The organism is Kribbella sp. CA-253562 (genome assembly GCF_050942265.1).
Classification (GTDB): Bacteria; Actinomycetota; Actinomycetes; order Propionibacteriales; family Kribbellaceae; genus Kribbella.
The window spans coordinates 7010848-7030381 of the sequence record NZ_CP192049.1; the positions used below are offsets into that span (position 1 = coordinate 7010848).

A 19534-nucleotide genomic window follows, 5' to 3' on the forward strand; every position below is an offset into this window, starting at 1 on the left:
TCGTGAAAACTTTCACAAACCCCCGGAGGGGTGATCTCGCCCACCGGGATCTCACTCCTGAGAGGGAGCTCATGGGCTTATTGTGCGGCCTGGAGTCCACCCAGCACCTTCGCCCGCGCCAGGATCTCGTCCTGCATCTGCTCGGTCAGCCGGCCGGTGAACGTGTTCTGCTGACTGGGGTGGAAGCTGCCGATCACGGTGACCTCGCCGCCGGGCACCGGTACGACGTACTCGAGGCCGTGGCCGAACTTCGGGCGCGGCGTCGGGATGGTGCCGCCGAGACCCTGCAACGCGTTCATCAAAACGTCGAAGCCGAACTTGCCCAAGCAGACGATCGCGCGAGTGGTCGGCAGGACCAGCTCGAGCTCGCGGCGGAACCAGGGGTTGCAGGTGTCGCGCTCGCCGGGGGTCGGCTTGTTGGCCGGCGGGGCGCAGCGGACGGCGGCGATCATCCGAGTGCCGTACAACTCCAGCCCGTCACCGGCGTGCACGCTGGTCGGCTGATTGGCCAGACCGACCCGGTACAGCGAAGCGAACAACCAGTCCCCCGACCGATCGCCGGTGAACACCCGGCCGGTCCTGTTCCCGCCGTTCGCCGCCGGCGCGAGCCCCGCGATGACGATCCGCGGCTCGGGTGATCCCCAGCCGGCGATCGGGCGACCCCAGTACGGCTGGTCCGCGAAGGACTTCCGCTTGATCCGCGCGACGTCCTCGCGCCACTCCACCAGCCGCGGACACGCACAACAGACGGACACCCTGGCCTCGAGCTCACCCAAGCTGTCCGTCTGCGCGAGCTGCAGAACCTCCCCCGGATCACGCGCCACCGGCGTACGCCGTACCGCCGGATCCTCGGGCCAACCGGTCCCCGGCGGCACCGGACTGTCGAACAGTTCCCCGGTCAACGGATGCGGAAGCTTCATCTCCTCAGACTAATGAAGGTCACTTCCGTGGGTGGTCTGTCGTGCACCAGACCTCCGCGTCGGCGATGAAGGCGGTCGACATCGGGGCGGCGAGGTCCACCTCGGGCTGGCCGGGCAAGCGAGTGCCGGCGACCGAGATGGTGCCGTGCCGGCACGGGATCCAGACCGTGGACAGGATGTTCGGGGTGCCGCCGAGGTCGTACTCGTCGTTGCGGGTGAGGAAGCGGTCGATGGGGTCGGTGATTTCCACGGTGACGTCGGCGGCGGTTGCCCGGAAGCCTTTGGCCAGGTCGAGGTCGAACTCGACCGGGGCGTCCGTCAGCTCCGGCTCGGTCCAGCCGATGCCGGCGCTGACGGACTTCAGGTGACGGTTGAACTCCGCGCCGAGCCAGGTGCTGAGGGCGGCGTCCGGTCCGATGATGCGGATTCGATCGGGGGTCCCGAGGACCAGCGCGTGTCCGCTGCCCTGCAGCGACCAGTCCACCCGCCAGATCGAGGCGTACGCCGTGGCCCGGCCGTCGTCGTACAGGGTGACGCAGGGGTTCGCGCCCATCAGTCGAAGGGTCATTCGTCTATTTGACCAGTTCCTCCAGCAGCGGATCCGGAGCTGCGGGCCGGAGGCGGCGGGCCGTGGGGATGGCCAGGGCCAGCAGGACGGCGACGGCGGAGAAGGCGGACAGGAGAATGAAGGTGTCGGTGAAGCCGGCCTCGGCGGGCAGGCCCGAGGGCTGCAGGTGGCCGGTGATGATCGAGCTGGCGATCGCCGTACCGATCGAGCCGCCGATGGTGCGGATGTTGGCGTTCATGCCGGTGGCGGCGCCGGTCTGCTCGCGGGGCACGTTCTGCACGATCAGGCTGGTCATCGACGCGTAGGCGAGGCCGAGCCCGAGGCCGAAGATCGCCGTGGAGAGGCCGACCTGCCAGGGGGCGTTGTGGAACTCGGCGAACAGCAACGACGCGACGAGGCTGAGGAACGAACCCCAGATCACCTGGGCCTTCACGCTGAAGTGCGGCGCCATCGGGCCACTCAGTGAACCGGCGACGGCCATCGTGACCAGCATCGGGAGCATCAGCAGCCCGGCCTGCGTCACGCTGGAGCCGAAGCCGAAGCCCGCGACGGTGGGGATCTGCAGGAACTGTGGGACGAAGGCGTAGACCGCGAACATCGCCGCGCCGAACAGCAGCGCGACCAGGTTCGTCGTCCAGACCGCAGGGATCCGCATCATGCGCATGTCGATCAGCGGGTTGCGCGACCGCAGTTCGACGGTCATCCAGGCAGCCATCAGTACGACGGCCGCGGCGAACAGGCCGATCGTCGGGACCGAAGCCCATCCCCAAGAGCGACCCATGCTGAGCGGCAGCAGCAGAGCGATCAGCCAGCCGGACAGCAGCGCGGCGGCCAGCCAGTCGATCCGGCCGGGCACGCGGTTCGGCGACTCGGGTACGTAGCGGCGGACCATCACGGCGGCGATCGTCACGATGATCAACGGGAACCAGAACAGCCAACGCCAGCCCAGCGCCTCGACGATCGGGCCGGCCAGCACGATCCCGAGCCCACCGCCGGCGGCGATCACGGCCGAGACGACACCGACCACGGACGGCACCCGCTCGGCGGGGAACTCGTCGCGGATGATGCCGAACGAGAGCGGGAAGGCCGCGCCGCCGAGCCCCTGCAGGACCCGGGCGGCGATCAGTACGCCGATGTTCGGCGCGAGGGCGGCGAGCAGACAGCCGGCGGCGAGCGCGACCAGGCTGATCAGCAAGGTGCGTTCCTTGCCGACCATGTCGCCGATCCGGCCGAGCAGCGGGGTCGCCACCGAGACCGAGAGCAGCAGGGCCGTGAAGACCCAGGTGACCGTGCTCGCGGTGGTGTGCAGGTCACGCTGCATGACAGGCAGCGCCGGGGTCACCAGCGACTGCAGCATCGAGAACGCGGCCACGACGGTCGCCAGCACCGCCAGCGTCAGCCGTGGGGACGTCGTCTTCCGACGGTAAAGTTGAGGCATGCCTCCACTATAGCGGAGGCACCCCTCCGGTATCTAGTGGAATAGGGTGAGCGAGGTGACCGACTCTGCCCGCAGTGGGCTGGCCGCCGCGGTGAAGCGCCCCCAGCGCGCCGACGCGCGCCGCAACTTCGACGCCCTGCTGGCCGCCGCCCGCGAAGCCTTCGGCGAACACGGCACCGACGCGTCGCTGGAGGAGATCGCCCGCCGGGCCGGCGTCGGCATCGGCACGCTGTACCGCAACTTCCCCACCCGCCAGGACCTCTTCCACGCGGTCTACTTCGGCGAGGTCGAGGAGCTGTGCGCCGCCGCCGACGAGGTCGCCGACCTTCCCCCGTGGCAGGCCCTCACCACCTGGCTCGAGGCCTTCGTCCGGTACGCCGCGACGAAGCGCGCGATCATCGAAGCCCTCAACCGCGACTCCGCGATGTTCGCCACCGCCCGCGAAGCCATGTACGCCGCCGGCACCCCGCTGTTCGAACGCGCCCAGGCCGCCGGCGAAGCCCGCTCCGACATCGCCTTCGACGACCTGCTCCGGATGATCAGCGGCCTCACCGCCGCCGGCTTCGTCGACGAAGCCCAGCGCGACCGCGTGCTGAAGATCGCGCTGGACGGCGTCCACACCTGAACAAACCGATGGCCCGTCACCGGCTCGGGATGGATGATCGGCGGGTGGACGGACAGGTGGCACAGAACCGGGCGGTCTGGGAGCAGGCGTCCCAGAAGCACGTGCACGAGTACGACGAGTTGCTGGCCGAGGCGAAACGACGCGACTCCCTGACGGCGAGCGAGCTCCGGCTGCTGGAGCTGGTACTGCGCGACCGGCCGGTCGTCGTACATCTGCAGAGCGGGCATGGGCTGGACGACGTGTCGCTGCTCGCGGCGGGAGCGCGGGTGGTGGTGGGCGTCGACTACAGCTTCACCGCCGCGTCCGCAGCACAGCGGCGGGCGCGCGAGCTCGGCGTACCGGCGCACTACCTGGTGGCCGAGGTGCCCGGCGTACCGGTACGGCGGGAAGCGGCTGATCTCGTTTACACCGGCAAGGGCGCGCTGATCTGGATGCGTGACCTCGACGCCTGGGCGCGGGGAGTCGCCGAGTTGCTGAAGCCCGGCGGGTACGTCTTCGTGCACGAAGCGCATCCGGCCGTTCCGCTGTGGACCTGGGACGAGGACGAGCCGAGGATCCGGCCGGACCGCGGGTACTTCGACGCGTCGCACGTCAACGACACCTTCCCCGGCAACGGCGCGCGGGAATGGCAGTGGACGCTCGGCCAGATCGTCACCGCGGTGGTCGCGGCCGGGCTGGAGATCCGCGTCGTCGAGGAGTACGCGGAGCCGTTCTGGAAGCCTCAGGACGGGTCCGAAGCAGCCGCCTGGGCAGGGCGGCTGCCGAACTCGTTCGCGCTACTCGCGCGCAAGCCCCAGCGCTAGCGCCACGCCGTCCAGAATGTCGTGCTCGGAGACGACGACCTCGTCCCGCGTGAGCGTCAGGCGGTCGTAGACGCGTTGCAGGATGAGCGCGCCGGCGCCGATGACGTCGACCCGGCCGGGGTGAATCGCGGGCTGCACCATGCGCTGGACCCGGGTCGAACCCATCAGCCACGAGGTGGTGTCCAGCAGCAGGGCGCCGGGGATGCGGGCGTGGTGGATGGCCTCGGGGTCGTACTCGGTGAGGTTGAGCGCCACGGCGGCGACGGTGGTGACCGTTCCGGCCACGCCGATCAGCGTGCGAGCCTGGTCGAGCGGGACGGAGGTGGAGTCGAGCAGCGCGTCGACGTCCCTGGTGGCCGCGGCCATCTCGGCGATGGTCGCGGGATCCGACGCCAGGTGGCGCTCGGTCATCCGGACCGAGCCCATGTCGAGCGACTGGGCGGCGATCACGCCGGAGGTGTCACCGAGGACCAGCTCGGTGGACCCTCCGCCGATGTCGGCGACCAGGTACGGCCCGGGAACGTCGAGGTCGGCCAGGCCGGCGGTCGCGCCCTGGAAGCTGAGCGCGGCCTCCTCGTCGCCGGAGATGATGTCGGGTACGACGCCGAAGCGGTCCTGGATGCCGCTGAAGAACTCGTCGCGGTTGCTGACGTCGCGGGCCGCCGAGGTGGCCACGAACCGGACGCGCTCGACCCCCGCGGCGCGGACGAGCGCGGCGTACTCGTCGGACGCCGCGAACACGCGCTCCAGCGCCTCCGGGGCGAACGCGCCGGTCTTGTCGACGCCCTGACCGAGCCGCACGATGACCATCCGGCGGTCCAGCTCGGTCAGCTTGCCGTCGGCGACGTCGGCGATCAGCAGACGCAGGGAGTTCGTGCCACAGTCGACCGCCGCGACGCGGACGGCGCCGGCAGCGGGATCGGGGAAGTCGGCATCCGGCGCCCGGCCCATCGCCTCGGCCGAGCCGATGACGTCGGGCTGGCCGGACAGATCCGAGGGACCGACCGGCGAAGTCGGAGCACCCGAGGCGCTCGGAGCAACCGAGGACGACGCGACAGCCGCTCCCCCGGCGACCTCCGCGGACTCCGGCACCTCGTCGGTCTCCTCCGGTCGCTCAGACACAAGGACCCCTGCGGCCCCAGTCCTCCAGGGACTTCAGCGCTTCGTCGCCCAGGGGATTGACCCCCGGTCCGGCCGCCAGCGAGTGGCCGACCAGGACGTGCAGGCACTTCACGCGCGTAGGCATACCGCCCGCCGTGATGCCGTCGATCTCCTCGACGTGCTCGATCGACTCCCGATGCGCCAGGTACGACTCGTGAGCGGCCCGGTACGACGCCGCCAGCTCCTCGTCCGTGCCCAGCCGCTCGGTCATCTCCTTCATCATGCCGCCGGCCTCGAGCGTGCCGATCGCCGACGCCAGCCGCGGGCAGGTCACGTAGTACGTCGTCGGGAACGGCGTACCGTCCGGCAGGCGCGGCTCGGTCTCGACCACGTCGGGCAGACCGCACGAGCAGCGGTGCGCGATCGAACGGATGCCGCGCGCGGTCCGGCCGAGCTGGGCACTGACGGCGGCGGTGTCTTCGGGGGTGACGCTCAACGGGTGGCCTTCGGCGAGGGGGTCAGGATGGGCTTCGGGGTCGGCTTGGCGGCCGGCGGCTTCGCCGGTACGGCGGGTTTGCCGGCGCCTTCCACGCTGCCCCAGAGCTTGGTGTACCAGGTCGGCTTCTGTTCGTCGGCCTGCGCGTCGGCCGGACCGACCGGCTCCGGCGGAGCGCCGATCGGTTTGCCGTCCGCACCGATCACCCGGTACCCGACCTCACCGGGCATCACCCAGCCGAGTCGCTGCCGGGCCTGGGCCCGGACATAGGCGTCGTCGTCCCACCGGGCGATCTCGTCGTTCAGCTGGTCGACACGCTTCTCCCGGTCGTGGATCTCCTGCTGCAGCGCGGTGATCTGCTGGTGCTGGTCGAACCACACCCGCAGGCTCTGCGCGTACGACACGATCAGCGCGCCGAGCACCAGCAGCACGACGGCGGCCCGGCCGGTCAGGTTGCGGGAACCCCGCGTCCGTGGCGGCGGAGGCGTCGAGCCGCTGGTCCGGCGTTTGGGCTGTGGGCCGCCCCGCCGGACCGGCGGCCGCGCCTGGGTCCGGCTCGACGGACGCGAGCCGGGGCGGGCACCGGCATCCCGGCGGGACGACATCAGGTCAGCCCTGGAACCGCGGGAAGGCCGAGCGGCCGGCGTACCGGGCCGCGTCGTCCAGCTCCTCCTCGATCCGGAGCAGCTGGTTGTACTTCGCGGTCCGGTCCGAGCGCGCCGGGGCGCCGGACTTGATCTGGCCGCAGTTGGTGGCGACGGCGAGGTCGGCGATCGTGGTGTCCTCGGTCTCGCCGGAGCGGTGCGACATCATGCAGGTGAAGCCGTTGCGGTGCGCCAGGTCGACGGCGTCCAGGGTCTCGCTGAGCGAGCCGATCTGGTTGACCTTGACCAGCAGCGAGTTCGCCGACTTCTCGGTGATGCCGCGCTGCAGCCGCTCGACGTTGGTGACGAACAGGTCGTCGCCGACGATCTGGATCTTGTCGCCGAGCTGGGCGCTGAGGCTCTTCCAGCCCTCCCAGTCGTCCTCGTTCAGCGGGTCCTCGATCGACACGATCGGGTACGACGCGACCAGGTCGGCGTAGTAGGCGATCATCTCGTCGGCCGACTTCTTGCCGCCCTCGAAGGCGTACACGCCGTCGGTGTGGAACTCGCTCGCGGCCACGTCCATCGCCAGCGCGATGTCGGTGCCGAGCTTCAGGCCGGCCTTCTCGACCGCGACCGCGATCAGGTCGAGCGCCTCACGGTTGCTGGCCAGGTTCGGCGCGAAGCCGCCCTCGTCGCCCAGCCCGGTGGACAGGCCGCGCTCCTTCAGCACCGCCTTCAGCGCGTGGTAGACACCGGCGCCCTGCATCACGGCCTCGGCGTAGGTCGCCGCGCCGATCGGGGCGATCATGAACTCCTGCACGTCGACGTTGCTGTCCGCGTGCGCGCCGCCGTTCAGGATGTTCATCATCGGGACCGGCAGCAGGTACGCGTTCGGGCCGCCGACGTAGCGGAACAGCGGCAGGCCGGCCGACTCGGCGGCGGCCTTGGCGACAGCCAGGCTGACGCCGAGGATCGCGTTGGCGCCGAGCTTGGACTTGTTCGGGGTGCCGTCCAGGTCGACCAGGGCCTGGTCGATCAGGCGCTGCTCGTGGACGTCGTACCCGACGATCTCCTTGTCGATGTCCTCCAGGATGGCGGTGACGGCCTTGAGCACGCCCTTGCCGCCGTACCGGGACTTGTCGCCGTCGCGCAGCTCGACGGCCTCGAACTGCCCGGTGGACGCGCCGGACGGCACTGCGGCCCGGGCGACGGTGTCGTCGTCGAGCAGTACCTCGACCTCGACAGTGGGGTTCCCGCGCGAGTCGAGGATCTCGCGGGCGCCGACGGCCTCGATGGTGGCCACATCTACTCCCAAGTTTCGGATGACGGATCACCGCCGAGCCTAACGGTCAGACCAGCCGACAGGGTGGACCGCGTCACCTCCAACGATCCCATCCACCCAACCGCTGCTCCGTCAGCAACACACCTTCGGGGTCGTCCCCCACGCGTGCTACCGCGCGGTGACCCCGCTGTGGCTGAGGTCGGCGTCGAGCACATGCACGTTCGGCGAAGCCGCGGATCTTCGTCGGCCCGTGGCCGGTGGGCGAGACTCACCAAGGTGCCGGTGAGCAGAGGTTGCACAGCTGGCTAATCGGTCGCGGCCCGGATGGCGCTCAGCAGGCTCGGCAGGCTCTCCGGGTGGGCCATCTTCACGTCCGCGAGATCACCGGGCCGGAACCAGCGAAGTTCGTCGTGCTCCTCCGGTGCGGCGTTGACCGGTTCTCCGTCCCAGCGCGTGACGAGGAACGCGTGCACGTCGAGGGTGGGGTCGCTGACCGTCATCGGGACGGGCACGGGGTCGTGAACCCGGACCCCGAGTTCTTCGAGGCATTCCCGGCTGACCGCTTGGTGCGGCGACTCGCCTGCCTCGACATGCCCGCCGGCGGAGAAGCTCCAACTGTCGGGATACCACCGGCGCGACGGGTGGCGATGCACAAGGAGCACGAGACCGTCGCGCACCAGTACAGCGACTGCGATCGAAATCCGGGCGACCATGGCGGCACCCTAGACGCGAACGGGCTCGCGGCGGTGTTGCCTCATGCCGCGAGCCCGTGACATGCGCGCAGCGCGTGACTCAGCCTCGCAACGATGCCGTCGCCTGGGCAGCTAGTTGTTCGGCGTGCTCGGGGCGCGCGAGCCAGCCGATCCACCCCTGCTCCATCGGCGGGGTGGACCCGTTGCGCATCGATTGCCGGTAGTCGAGGCAGGCCAGCCACAGGGGTCGCATGGCCAGTACGCCGGGCAGCCGTTCGAGCTCTTCATCGGTGAGCTGGATGTGCTCGCGATACCCGCGCGCTACCGCGTCGATGCCCTCGCCGCCGCCCTCGCCCGCGGTCGTCAGCAGCCAGGCGAGGGAAGGCAAGCGGGGTCCGCGTCCGGACCCTGCCCAGCCGACGATGGCGAGGTTGCCCGGACTGCCGACGGCCGCCCATGCGTGGTAGTTCCCGTGGGTGAACGCCTCGGGCAGGCCTTCCGCGTCGTCGGCGTGCTCGACCTTGTCGCGGAGCCACTCGAACATCTCGCGACCTTCGGCAGTGACGGCGTCCTCGACGCTCACCAGAAAGCTCATCGCCGCTGCGAGGTCCTGCTTCGGTCGTCCCGCGAAGAAGGCGCCGTCGTGCTCCTCAGACCCGCCGTCCCGCGTGACCGCACCAGCGGTCGCGGGCAGTTTGTGCAGCCGGCCGAGCAGGTGCGCCAGTTCGTGGAGCACCGCCGGCGATTGGGTGGGGCGTCCGCCCTCGACGTACTCGGTCACGATCACACCGCTTCCCTCGAACACCGACACCGGACTGTCGTGCGCGGGCCGCTCGGCGGGGAAGTCGTGCAAGGCCAGGAACCGCAGTATCTCCGCATCGCCCTCAACCCGGCCGACCGTGTCGGCTGCTGACGAGAAGACTCGAGCGATCCAGGGCGAGCCGTCCTCGCGCTTGACGACCAGCGTCCAGGGGTAGTGGCCGATCCACGACCCGCTCGGCCGCGTCTCGGGGTCGTCGTCGATGGGCGCGATCGAGGTGATGCGAATGCTGTATCGCGTCTCGAGGTGCTTCCTCAGTTCCGCGAACTCGACGGGGCGAGTGCGCGCAAACGGCGACGTGCGGCCCTTCTCCAGCGCGGCGCGGGCCTCGGTGTACCGCAATCCGGTCGCTTGCGCCCGCTGGCGAACGGCGCGCTTGAAACTGCCCTCTTTGGTCATGACAAGCCTCCTCGACGTGCCCCATGCCCCCAGCGACGTGGCACTCGAACAGGCCTGGACAGCAGCAGCCATGAGGGCAGAATCCCCTTCGCCTTCTCGAGGACCCGGCTGGGGCAGGTCCTCACGAGGCTGGGCGTCGGCAACGCTGTGCATTGATCGTGCCGGGGCCGAGCGGCTGTGTCAACGAAACCGGCGGGCACGGGATTTGTCAGCCGGCAGTAGAGCGATCGGATTGGGGCATCAGCGGGCCGGGTACCGTCGTCACATGCGCGCCCGGTGGGAGGATGACGAAACCGGCCGTGGCGTCGGGGACGCCAAGCGGTTGGTCCCTGGTGCGAGTGATCTTCTCGCGGCCTTCCAGGAGCCGCTGTGGGTCGCTGAGCAACCCGAGGACCATCTCCTGCCGCATGTCCAACGATGGTGTCAGGACGACGGGCGACTTGCTGTGCGAACCGCCTCGACCGACGACCAGCACACGTTCGTCCTCGACCTCGAGTGGCGCGGCGAGCGGACTGGCGTAGGGCACGCACGCGCGGTTGTGTTCGCGCTCATCGGCTCGTTCGCTGAGAGCGCCACCTATGTCCGCCAACGCCGGATCCTGAGCGAGAGTGACGAGTCGAGACTGCGGTTCGAGATCGGAACCGGCGAACTGGCACCCGACACGAGGTTCCAGCCGCACGGTCACACCGTAGTCATCAACGTGGTCGGCGTCGTCTAGCGCCTACCGCTCATCGGTGCACGTTCAGGCGGTCAACGCGACACCGCGGCTAGTGAGCCAACAGCTTCACCGGCCTTCAGCCGTGAGGAGGGCCTCGTTGAGCGCTCGCACCTCCAGGCCAACCGCCTCAACGCCGGCACCACGGTGGACAGCGTCAGTACGCCGGTCAACGGCCGGTCAGCTCGGCGACCACAGGAGCGAGCGCGTCGAAGGCGTTCGCGCCGACCCGGCTGGTCGCGATCAGCTGCCCCACACGATGGCCTCCGGCGGCACCTGCCGGGCCAACAAGACGCCATTGGGCGCCTCGAACACAACCAGGTCGGTCGGGTCGATGCGCAGCAACACGGCCGCACTGAAGCGTTTGCCGACGTGGCTGTCCGCGCTCGGCGCCAGATGGACATGCGTACGACGGCCCGGCCGCAGCCCCTCGCGCCGGATCGAGTCCACGGCGGCCGGCGTCGTACCGTGCCAGAGCGGACCCTTGGGGTGCACCCGCTCCCAACTGTTCTCCAGAGCTTCCCGGGTGACCGGCATCCCGTCGAGTGAATGCCCTTGGCAGGCGCGGATCCGCTCGCCGTCCACCTGCAGCCGGTTCTTGTCGTTGCGCTCGACGGCGCGATCCAGCGCGACCCGGTCGATCCCGAGCTCGGTGAGCACGTCGTCGATCGAGGCCCACCCATCGGCGGTCATCGCGAGTCCCCGCTGCCCCGCGCCGTGGCGGAGCAACCAGGACACGCGCTTGCTGGTCCGGACGACGTCGTTCACGCCGCCCATTCTCGCTGTCCGGAGAGGTCAGCACTCCAGCGCGGCGGGCCGTTGGGTGGGGTCGAGGCGGACGGCGGCCGCCGCGAGCACGCGGGCGGCGGATCGGCGTACGACGGAAGGACGGCGGGGATCGCGCGGGGTGTGGGGAACGACCGGGGCGTCGGGAAGGGCGGACCGGGACTGCCGGCGAGCGGCGTCGATGACGGGTGAGGTCGGCATGAACATGGTGATCACTTCCTCAGTTGTCGAGGTAGTTGCGGAGGGCATCCAGTCGGCCGTCCCAGTCGCGGGCCAGGGCGGCGAGGAACTGCTGGGCGACCTGGATCGGAGCGGAGTCGAGCCGGTAGCGGATGCGGCGGCGCTCGCCCGGCTCCGCGGTCAGCAGGCCGGCTTCGGTGAGCAGGGCGAGGTGCTTGGCGATCGCCTGCCGGGTGATCGGCAGGCGATCGGCGAGATCGGTCGCGGTGGCGGGGCCGTGCGCGGCGAGCTCGGCGAGGATGCCGCGGCGGCTGGGGTCGGCGAGCGCGACGAAAACCTGTTCGGCGACCGCCTCGGCGTCAGGCGGCATCGAGGTACTCGACCAGCTCGGCGAGCTCGCGCCCCCAGCCGTCGCTGTTGCCCCGGTACGCCGTGTCGTCGGCGAACTGGGCGAAGCCGGTCTCCACCACGGTGAGCCGGGTCCCGTCGCCGGCCGGCTCGAGCGTGAACTCGACGTACGTCCGGCGCTGGTCGCCCGGGCGGCCGTCGACCGGCCAGGTGAAGGCGAAGACCCGCGGCTCGTCGACGCGCTCCACGCGCAGCTCGATGCTGTTGTCGGGCCAGGTCAGCCGGCCGGCGCCGCCCGGTCGCAGGTCGATCGAGGCCTGCTTGCCGAACCAGGTGCCGAGGCCTTCGGCGGTGGTGATCGCCGCCCAGACCTTCGCGGGCGGGTGGGCGAGGTCGAGAACACGTTCGATGCGATCAGGAATCATGGATAGCAACCTTTCAGTTGCTATCCACAGTATGGCAACCATTGGGTTGCGTCAAGCAGAGCCCGCGGGACCAAGGCCGGCTACTTCATCGGCTTGACGTTCGTCTGCTCGACCACGTGGCGCAGGTAGAACACGTACCAGAGCCGCACCGGCGTCCCCTCCCCCTCGCCCACGGCCATGCTGGGCTTGATCGCAGTGGATACCCGGCCGTTCGAGCCGTTGAAGTTGTCCTTGTGCCGGGTTTCGTTGAGGTCGGCGGTCTCGGCCCACTTCGCGGTCTCGGCCCATTGGGCGACCCGCGCGGCGTCGACGCCGAGCAGGCCGGCGTCCGCCACCATCCGGTCCTCGGCGGCCTGACCGTTCGCTTCGGTCCAGAAGAGGTCGACCGAGTCCACGTAGCCGTGCCGCGTGATCACCGTCATCTGCTCGGTGCGTCCGGACCACGTACCGGTGGGGAGTTGGAGGCTCACGGTCGCGTTGTCCGGTACGTCGAGGATGTCCATCTCGTTGTCCGGGAGGCCCAGGGGCTTCGCCTCGAGCGGCCGGGTCAGATCCCACCGCACGGTGGTCCCGGTCCCGAACACCGGGTCGACCGGATCCTCGTCGCCGACACGGACGGTGCACCCGCTGCCCACCACCAGGGCGAAGACCACGGCTAGGACTACCTGTCGCACTGACACGGACCCACCATGTCACCCGAGGAAGTCACCCGCGGCTGCTCGAAGAACCGCTACTCGGCGGCGCGCACCTCGTCAGCCAACTGCCGGACCGCGTTGCGCAGGGCCTGTTCGGGGTCGATACCGGCGGACCGCGCTTGGCGGACGAGATCGAGCAGATCGGTGCCGACCTGCTCCTCGGCGAGCTTCCCCGTGGTGTCCATCGGGGGCAGGACCTTCGCGGCCCGGGACAGGACCTTGTCGGCCAGCGCCAGCGCGGGCAGCGCGAGCGGAATCCCCTCGAGCACCGACGAGCGCTGCTTCTCGGCCGCCTTGATGGTCTCCCAGTTCGCCTCGACCGTGGCGACGTCGGTGGCGTCCACCGAGCCGAACACGTGCGGGTGGCGACGGATCAGCTTCTCGACGATGCCGCCGGCGACGTCGTCGATCGACCACGGGCCGTCGTCGCCGTCCGGGTCCTCGACGGCTTCCTCGGCGATCCGCGCGTGGAAAACGACCTGGAGCAGCAGGTCGCCGAGCTCCTCACGCAAATGCTCGGAGTCGCCGGTGCCGATCGCCTCGAGGGTCTCGTAGGTCTCCTCGAGCAGGTACTTGGCCAGCGACTCGTGGGTCTGCTCCTGGTCCCAGGGGCAGTTGCGCCGCAGCCGGTCCATCACCTGGACCAGGTCGATCAGCCGCGCCCCCGGTACGTCGTACGAGCCGTGCAGGATCTCCACCTCGTACGCCGGACGCGGCTCGCGCGCGAGGTGGTCGGCGACCAGCCGCAGCAGCGCGGGCTCACCGTCCTCGCCCACCAGCCAGGCCACGGCCCGGCCTTCGGAAGCCGCCGAGACCAGCCAGCTCCACTGCTCGTCAGGGCCACCCTCGACCGACGTGACGACCAGTCCCGAGCCGACGACGGCCTGCACGGTCGGGCTCTCGACGCCGGCCGCGGCACCAATCACCTCGGCCCGCTCGAGCGCCTGCCAGGCCGCGCGGGTCAGCAGACCCGGCGCGACCCGCGGGCTGGTCAGGACGACCTTGATCATCAGGCGAGCGCTCAGCCCTGCGGCTGCTGCTGCTGTTGCTGCTGCTGTTCGGCCGCCTCGCGCTTGGCCTTGGCCTGCGCGGACTCCTCCGACAGCGAGCCGGACACCTTGCCGTCGATCCGGCCGTCGCTCCACTTGCCGAACCGCGGCGCGATGTCCACCTCGATGTTCTTCGAGGCGTCCCGCAGCGCGACCAGACCGGCCTGCTGGGCCTGCTGCACGTTCGGGTCGGTGATGCCGGTGCCGCCACCGAGCTTGATGGTGCCGATCGCGGCCTTGGCCACGTCGCGCAGGAACACGTTCGCGACCGGATCGGCGACGAACTTCTCGTAGACCGCCTGGTCACCGACGACCGCCTTCATCGCGGGCGTGATCTCGGCGTCGGAGACGGTGATCGAGCGCTGGTCGGCGACCTGCGCGACGAGCGCGCTGTTGACCAGCTCGCTGAGCGTCGTCGCGGCCGTGAACGGCTGGCCGAGCGCCTTGCCGACCGCTTCCGAGGTCTGGTCCACGTCGCCCACGCTGATCTCGGTGCCGCCGACCACGGCGGCCGCGCCCGGGTGGGTCCCCGCGGCACACCCACCCAGCAGCAGGACCGACGCCAGCGCGGCACCCGCCACGTGTGCGAGTTTTCTGCTCAACGGACTCTCCTCCAGCTGAAACTCATCGGTGTCGAACTCATTTGGCCTCTGCCCCCACGGGCTCGGCGATCACATCGTCGATCAGTCTGGTGCACCACTGCAGCAACTCCTGGTCGCGCAGCGGCTGACCGGCGACCGGCCGGGTGGCAGGTCTCGGCACCAGGATCGTACGCAGTTGCGGCTTGACCAGACTCTTCGGGTACAGCCTGTTCAGCCGCAGCACCTTCGAGTCGGGCAGGTCGACCGGGCCGAACCGGATCAGATTGCCCTGCAGGGTGACGTCGTGCAGCCCCGCCGCCCGGGCGTGGTTGCGGAACGTGGCCACCTCGATCAGGTTCAGCACCGGCTGCGGGATGTCGCCGTACCGGTCGTGCAGCTCCTCGACCAGCTCGGCCACGCCGGCCTCGTCGCGGACCGCCGCGATCCGCTGGTACATCTCCAGCCGCAGCCGCTGCGAGGGCACGTAGTCGTGCGGCAGGTGCGCGTCGATCGGCAGCTCGATCTTGACCTCGGGCTCCTCGGCCTGGGTGTCGCCGCGGTACTCAGCGACCGCCTCGCCGACCAGCCGCACGTACAGGTCGAAACCGACGTCGGCGATGTGCCCGGACTGCTCGCCGCCGAGCAGGTTGCCGGCGCCGCGGATCTCCAGGTCCTTCATCGCCACCGCCATGCCGCCGCCCAGGTCCGCGTGCTGCGCGATCGTGGCCAGCCGGTCGTGCGCGGTCTCGGTGAGCGGCTTCTCCGGCGGGTAGAAGAAGTACGCGTACGCGCGCTCCCGGCCGCGGCCGACCCGGCCGCGGAGCTGGTGCAGCTGGGACAGGCCGAGCAGGTCGGCGCGCTCGACGATCATCGTGTTCGCGTTGGAGATGTCGATGCCGGACTCGACGATCGTCGTACAGACGATCACGTCGGACTGCTTCTCCCAGAAGCCCTGGATGACCTGCTCGAGGTGGTGCTCGGGCATCTGCCCGTGCGCGACCGCGACCCGCGCCTCGGGCACCAGCTGACGGATCCGGGCGGCCGCCTTCTCGATCGTGTTGACCCGGTTGTGCACGACGAAGACCTGGCCCTCGCGCAGCAGCTCACGCCGGATCGCGGCGGTCACCTGGCCCTCCTCGTACGCGCCGACGAAGGTCAGCACCGGGTGCCGTTCCTCCGGCGGGGTGGCGATGGTGGACATCTCCCTGATGCCGGTGATCGACATCTCCAGCGTGCGCGGGATCGGCGTCGCCGACATCGTCAGGACGTCGACCGCCGTGCGCAGCCGTTTCAGCTGCTCCTTGGCCTCGACGCCGAACCGCTGCTCCTCGTCGACGATGACCAGCCCGAGGTCCTTGAACTGCACCTCGCCCGACAGCAGCCGGTGGGTGCCGATCACCACGTCGACCGAGCCGTCGGCCAGCCCGTCCAGGGTGGCCTTGGCCTCCTTGTCGGTCTGGAACCGCGACAGCGGCGCGACGTTCACCGGGAACGCGGCGTAGCGCTCCGCGAAGGTCGCGTAGTGCTGCTGGACCAGCAGCGTGGTCGGCACCAGTACGGCGACCTGCTTGCCGTCCTGGACCGCCTTGAACGCGGCCCGGACCGCGATCTCGGTCTTGCCGTAGCCGACGTCGCCGCAGACGATCCGGTCCATCGGGGTGACGCGTTCCATGTCGCGCTTCACGTCGTCGATGGTGGCCAGCTGGTCCGGCGTCTCGACGAACGGGAAGGCGTCCTCCAGCTCGGCCTGCCACGGCGTGTCCTTGGCGAACGCGTGGCCCTTGGTCGCCTGGCGCGCGGCGTACAGCTTGATCAGCTCGCCGGCGATCTGGCGGACCGCCTTGCGGGCGCGGCCCTTGCGCTTGGCCCAGTCGCCGCCGCCCATCTTGTCCAGCGTGGGCTGCTCGCCGCCGACGTAGCGGGTGACCTGGTCGAGCTGGTCGGTCGGCACGTACAGCCGGTCGCCGGGCTGGCCGCGCTTGCTCGGCGCGAACTCGATCACGACGTACTCGCGGGTGGCCTTCTGCTGGCCGGTGCCGACGGTGCGCTGCATCATCTCGACGTACCGGCCGACGCCGTGCTGCTCGTGCACGACGAAGTCGCCGGGGCCGAGCTCCAGCGGGTCGATCGTCTTCTTCCGGCGGCTCGGCATCCGTTGCTGCGAACGGCGTTCGGCCGCCGACCGCTGACCGGCCAGGTCGTTCTCGGTGAGCACCGCGAACTTGATGCCTTCAGCAACGAAGCCGTGGTCGAGCCCGCCCTGGGAGATCAGCACGACGCCCGGCTCCGGGACGCTGTCGATCGAGTCGACCGTCCGGGCGGGCAGCTCGGCCTCGGAGAACACCTCGGCCAGCCGCTGGGCCGGACCGTGACCCTCGGTGACGCAGACGACCCGCCAGCCGTCCCGCAGCCAGCGGCGGACGTCCTCGACGGCGGCCGCGGTCTCGCCGCGGTAGGCCTCGACCTCGTGCGCGGCGATCTGCCGGCTGCGGACAGCGCCGGCGTCGGTGTCGATGTCGAACGAGACCCGCGCGCCCATCGAGTCGCGCAGCTCGGGGCTGTCGGTCGGCGCGGCGACGAACGGCGACAGGCTCCACCAGGCCAGCCCGCGGTCCAGCGCGTGGGTCCGGACGTCGGCCAGCGACATGTACGCCGCGGCGCCCAGGTCGATCGGCGCTTCGCCGCCCCCGGCGGCCGCCGCCCACGACGCCTCCAGGAACTCCTGGCTGGTCGCGACCAGGTCGTGCGCGCGGGCTCGGACCCGCTCGGGGTCGCTGACCACGACGTGGGTGCCTTCCGGCATCAGGTCGACCAGCAGCTCCATGTGATCGACCAGGACGGGCGCGAGCGACTCCATGCCCTCGACCGCGTGCCCCTCGGCGAGCTTCTCGAACAGCTCGGCCAGCTCCGGGTGCTCCTTGGCCAGTACGGCGGCCCGCGCGCGCACCTCGTCGGTGAGCAGGAGCTCGCGGCACGGCGGTGCCCACAGGCCGTGCTCGGCGATCTCCAGCGAGCGCTGGTCGGCGACCGCGAAGTACCGGATCTCTTCCACGTCGTCGCCGAAGAAGTCGACCCGCAGCGGGTGCTCCTCGGTCGGCGGGAAGACGTCGATGATGCCGCCGCGGACCGCGAACTCGCCGCGTCGCTCGACCAGGTCGACCCGGTGGTACGCCGCGCCGGCGAGCCGGTTGATCACGTCGTCCAGCTCGACGGTGTCGCCGACGTGCAGCTGGACCGGTCGCAGGTCGGCCAGCCCGGCCACCTGCGGCTGCAGCACGGACCGTACCGGCGCGACCAGGATCTTGATCGGCCCGGTCGTCTCGTCCGCCGGGTCGGGGTGGACCAGGCGCCGCAGCACGGCGAGGCGGCGGCCGACGGTGTCGGAGCGCGGCGACAGGCGCTCGTGCGGCAGCGTCTCCCAGGCCGGGTAGTAGGCGACCGTGCCGGGCTCGACCAGGCACTGCAGGGCCTCGGTCAGCTCCTCGGCCTCGCGGAACGTCGCGGTGACCGCGAGCACCGGGCGGTCGGCGCCGAGCCGCTGCGAGGCCAGCGCGGCCAGCAGCACAGGGCGGATCGGGCCGGGCGCGCTGAGGTCGAGGGTGGCGACGCCGTCGGTGCGCAGATCGCCGCGGGCGTCCCGGATCGTTTCGGCGACCACCGGATCGGTGACGAGGGTGTCGACCAGGCCGGCCAGCTTCACGAGTTGTACTTCCCTTGGGTCACTTCGAGTCCGTCGGCGAGCAACGACTCGATCGCGTCGGCGGTCCGGTCGAGCTCGAACGGCAGGTCCTTGCGCTCGGTGCTGGAGAACTCGTTCAGCACGAAGTCCGCCGGGTTCTGCCGGCCGGGCGGACGCCCGACTCCGAACCGCACTCGATGGTAGTCACCGGTGCCAACCGATTTGCGGATCGACCGCAGGCCGTTGTGCCCGTTGTCGCCGCCGCCGAACTTGACCCGCAGGGCGGCGAAGTCGATGTCCAGCTCGTCGTGCACGGCGACCAGATTGGCCGGCTCGACCTTGTAGAAGCGCAGCAGGCCGGCCACCGGCCCACCCGACTCGTTCATGAACGAGCGGGGCTTGGCCAGGATCGTCCGGTAGCCGCTCAGCCGGGTCTCGATCACCTCGGCCTTGGCCTGCTTGTGCTGCTTCCAGCCGCCGCCGACCCGGCCGGCCAGCTCGTCGACCACCATCTGGCCGACGTTGTGCCGGGTCTTGGCATAGGAAGGGCCGGGATTCCCCAGCCCGACGACCAACCACACGTCGTCCGCCACGGATCTCCCGGCCCTCTCCTGTTCGTTGCCTGGTGTCGGCGAAATGCCTTACTCCGCCGAAGCGGCGACCGGCTCGTCAGTGCTCTCCGGCTCGGCCCGCTCGATGCCGGCCTCGGCCTCGGCCTCGGCCAGCTCGGCGTCCAGCTGCTCGGCGGTCGCGGCGGCGGTCACGTTGACGATCAGCGTGTCCGGCTCGACGGCCAGCGTGGTGCCGGCCGGCAGCTGCAGGTCGGAGGCGTGGATCTGGGCGCCGGCCTCGAGGCCCTCGACGGACACGGTGACGCCGTCGGGGATGTGGGTCGCCTCGGCCTCGACCAGGATGCTGGCGTTCTCCAGCACGACCAGGGTCTCGCTGGCGGCGTCGCCCTCGACGTGCACGGCGATGTCCACCTGGACCTTCTCGCCACGCTTCACGATCACCAGGTCGACGTGCTCGATGAAGCCCTTGATCGGGTCACGCTGAACCTGCTTCGGCAGCGCGAGCAGGCTCTCGCTGCCCTCCACCTCGATCAGCATCAGGGCGTTGGCGGTCTTCAGGGCCAGCATGGTGTCGTGACCGGGCAGCGTGATGTGCACCGGGTCCGTGCCATGGCCGTAGAGGACGGCGGGAACCTTGTTGTCCCGGCGGATTCGGCGGGCAGCACCCTTGCCGAACTCCGTGCGCGACTCGGCTTGGATCTTGACCTCGGCCACGAGATGAACTCCCTCAAGCTTGTTGCGGTGATCTGTTGACTGGTGGTGAAACCGGTTGC

General features: G+C 70.3%; 22 protein-coding genes. 2 read left to right on the top strand and 20 right to left on the bottom strand.

Going from position 1 to position 19534, the window contains the following annotated elements:
- Positions 1-77: 77 nt before the first annotated feature.
- Genes ACQPXM_RS33085 through ACQPXM_RS33095 form a run of 3 tightly spaced genes read right to left on the bottom strand, consistent with a single transcriptional unit; the run spans position 78 to position 2926 of the window.
- Entirely contained in the window at positions 78-920 is an 843-nt protein-coding gene (locus ACQPXM_RS33085) for a uracil-DNA glycosylase (protein WP_432941182.1), read from the bottom strand.
- Between the two features lie 19 nt (positions 921-939).
- Positions 940-1488: a hypothetical protein gene (locus ACQPXM_RS33090; RefSeq protein ID WP_432941185.1), complete on the bottom strand. Its 549-nt coding sequence runs from the start codon at positions 1486-1488 to the stop codon at positions 940-942.
- A gap of 4 nt (positions 1489-1492) precedes the next feature.
- Complete coding sequence (locus ACQPXM_RS33095; protein WP_432941188.1) at positions 1493-2926, bottom strand: MFS transporter; 1434 nt, start codon at positions 2924-2926, stop codon at positions 1493-1495.
- 55 nt (positions 2927-2981) lie between these two features.
- On the opposite strand from ACQPXM_RS33095, the gene ACQPXM_RS33100 reads away from it, so the two are divergent.
- Together ACQPXM_RS33100 and ACQPXM_RS33105 are read left to right on the top strand one after the other, a co-directional pair.
- Complete coding sequence (locus ACQPXM_RS33100) at positions 2982-3551, top strand: TetR/AcrR family transcriptional regulator (protein WP_432941190.1); 570 nt, start codon at positions 2982-2984, stop codon at positions 3549-3551.
- A 44-nt stretch (positions 3552-3595) separates the two neighbouring features.
- A complete protein-coding gene (locus ACQPXM_RS33105) occupies positions 3596-4354 on the top strand; it encodes a class I SAM-dependent methyltransferase (protein WP_432941193.1) in 759 nt (252 codons plus the stop codon).
- On the opposite strand, the gene ACQPXM_RS33110 is transcribed toward ACQPXM_RS33105, so the two are convergent.
- From ACQPXM_RS33110 to ACQPXM_RS33190, 17 genes are all read right to left on the bottom strand, one after another.
- Complete coding sequence (locus tag ACQPXM_RS33110; protein ID WP_432941196.1) at positions 4328-5476, bottom strand: exopolyphosphatase; 1149 nt, start codon at positions 5474-5476, stop codon at positions 4328-4330. The two genes, ACQPXM_RS33105 and ACQPXM_RS33110, sit on opposite strands and share 27 nt — an antisense overlap.
- Positions 5469-5951, bottom strand: a complete 483-nt coding sequence (locus tag ACQPXM_RS33115; protein WP_077015287.1) for a DUF501 domain-containing protein — start codon at positions 5949-5951, stop codon at positions 5469-5471. The genes ACQPXM_RS33110 and ACQPXM_RS33115 overlap by 8 nt, the downstream gene beginning before the upstream one ends.
- Entirely contained in the window at positions 5948-6556 is a 609-nt protein-coding gene (locus ACQPXM_RS33120; protein WP_432941200.1) for an FtsB family cell division protein, read from the bottom strand. Before ACQPXM_RS33120 ends, ACQPXM_RS33115 begins: the two co-directional genes overlap by 4 nt.
- A 4-nt stretch (positions 6557-6560) precedes the next feature.
- Positions 6561-7841, bottom strand: a complete 1281-nt coding sequence (gene eno / locus ACQPXM_RS33125) for a phosphopyruvate hydratase (RefSeq protein WP_432941202.1) — start codon at positions 7839-7841, stop codon at positions 6561-6563.
- A gap of 284 nt (positions 7842-8125) precedes the next feature.
- On the bottom strand, positions 8126-8533 hold the full coding sequence (locus ACQPXM_RS33130; RefSeq protein WP_432941204.1) for an NUDIX domain-containing protein: 408 nt from the start codon (positions 8531-8533) through the stop codon (positions 8126-8128).
- 79 nt (positions 8534-8612) lie between these two features.
- Positions 8613-9884, bottom strand: coding sequence for a phosphotransferase enzyme family protein (locus tag ACQPXM_RS33135; protein ID WP_432941207.1), 1272 nt, complete (start codon positions 9882-9884; stop codon positions 8613-8615).
- Between the two features lie 55 nt (positions 9885-9939).
- Positions 9940-10410 (bottom strand): hypothetical protein, encoded by a 471-nt coding sequence (locus ACQPXM_RS33140; protein ID WP_432941210.1) that lies wholly within the window; start codon positions 10408-10410, stop codon positions 9940-9942.
- A gap of 279 nt (positions 10411-10689) precedes the next feature.
- Complete coding sequence (locus ACQPXM_RS33145; RefSeq protein ID WP_432941213.1) at positions 10690-11214, bottom strand: RNA 2'-phosphotransferase; 525 nt, start codon at positions 11212-11214, stop codon at positions 10690-10692.
- A 27-nt stretch (positions 11215-11241) separates the two neighbouring features.
- The gene (locus tag ACQPXM_RS33150) at positions 11242-11448 is read right to left on the bottom strand and encodes a hypothetical protein (protein ID WP_432941216.1); all 207 of its coding nucleotides are present in this window, start codon (positions 11446-11448) and stop codon (positions 11242-11244) included.
- Positions 11449-11452: 4 nt separating this feature from the next.
- A complete protein-coding gene (locus ACQPXM_RS33155; RefSeq protein ID WP_432941218.1) occupies positions 11453-11782 on the bottom strand; it encodes an ArsR/SmtB family transcription factor in 330 nt (109 codons plus the stop codon).
- Positions 11772-12185: an SRPBCC domain-containing protein gene (locus ACQPXM_RS33160; protein WP_432941221.1), complete on the bottom strand. Its 414-nt coding sequence runs from the start codon at positions 12183-12185 to the stop codon at positions 11772-11774. The genes ACQPXM_RS33155 and ACQPXM_RS33160 overlap by 11 nt, the downstream gene beginning before the upstream one ends.
- 80 nt (positions 12186-12265) lie before the next feature.
- Positions 12266-12865: a hypothetical protein gene (locus ACQPXM_RS33165; RefSeq protein ID WP_432941223.1), complete on the bottom strand. Its 600-nt coding sequence runs from the start codon at positions 12863-12865 to the stop codon at positions 12266-12268.
- A gap of 50 nt (positions 12866-12915) precedes the next feature.
- A complete protein-coding gene (locus ACQPXM_RS33170) occupies positions 12916-13890 on the bottom strand; it encodes a MazG family protein (protein ID WP_432941226.1) in 975 nt (324 codons plus the stop codon).
- Between the two features lie 11 nt (positions 13891-13901).
- Positions 13902-14531 carry a hypothetical protein gene (locus tag ACQPXM_RS33175; protein WP_432941228.1) on the bottom strand — a complete coding sequence of 210 codons (630 nt, stop codon included), beginning with the start codon at positions 14529-14531 and terminating at the stop codon, positions 13902-13904.
- A 37-nt stretch (positions 14532-14568) separates the two neighbouring features.
- Positions 14569-18210 (bottom strand): transcription-repair coupling factor, encoded by a 3642-nt coding sequence (mfd, locus tag ACQPXM_RS33180; RefSeq protein ID WP_432941231.1) that lies wholly within the window; start codon positions 18208-18210, stop codon positions 14569-14571.
- Positions 18207-18782, bottom strand: a complete 576-nt coding sequence (gene pth / locus ACQPXM_RS33185; protein ID WP_432941233.1) for an aminoacyl-tRNA hydrolase — start codon at positions 18780-18782, stop codon at positions 18207-18209. The genes mfd and pth overlap by 4 nt, the downstream gene beginning before the upstream one ends.
- Positions 18783-18830: 48 nt before the next feature.
- Positions 18831-19475, bottom strand: a complete 645-nt coding sequence (locus ACQPXM_RS33190; RefSeq protein WP_432941236.1) for a 50S ribosomal protein L25/general stress protein Ctc — start codon at positions 19473-19475, stop codon at positions 18831-18833.
- Positions 19476-19534 lie beyond the last annotated feature (59 nt).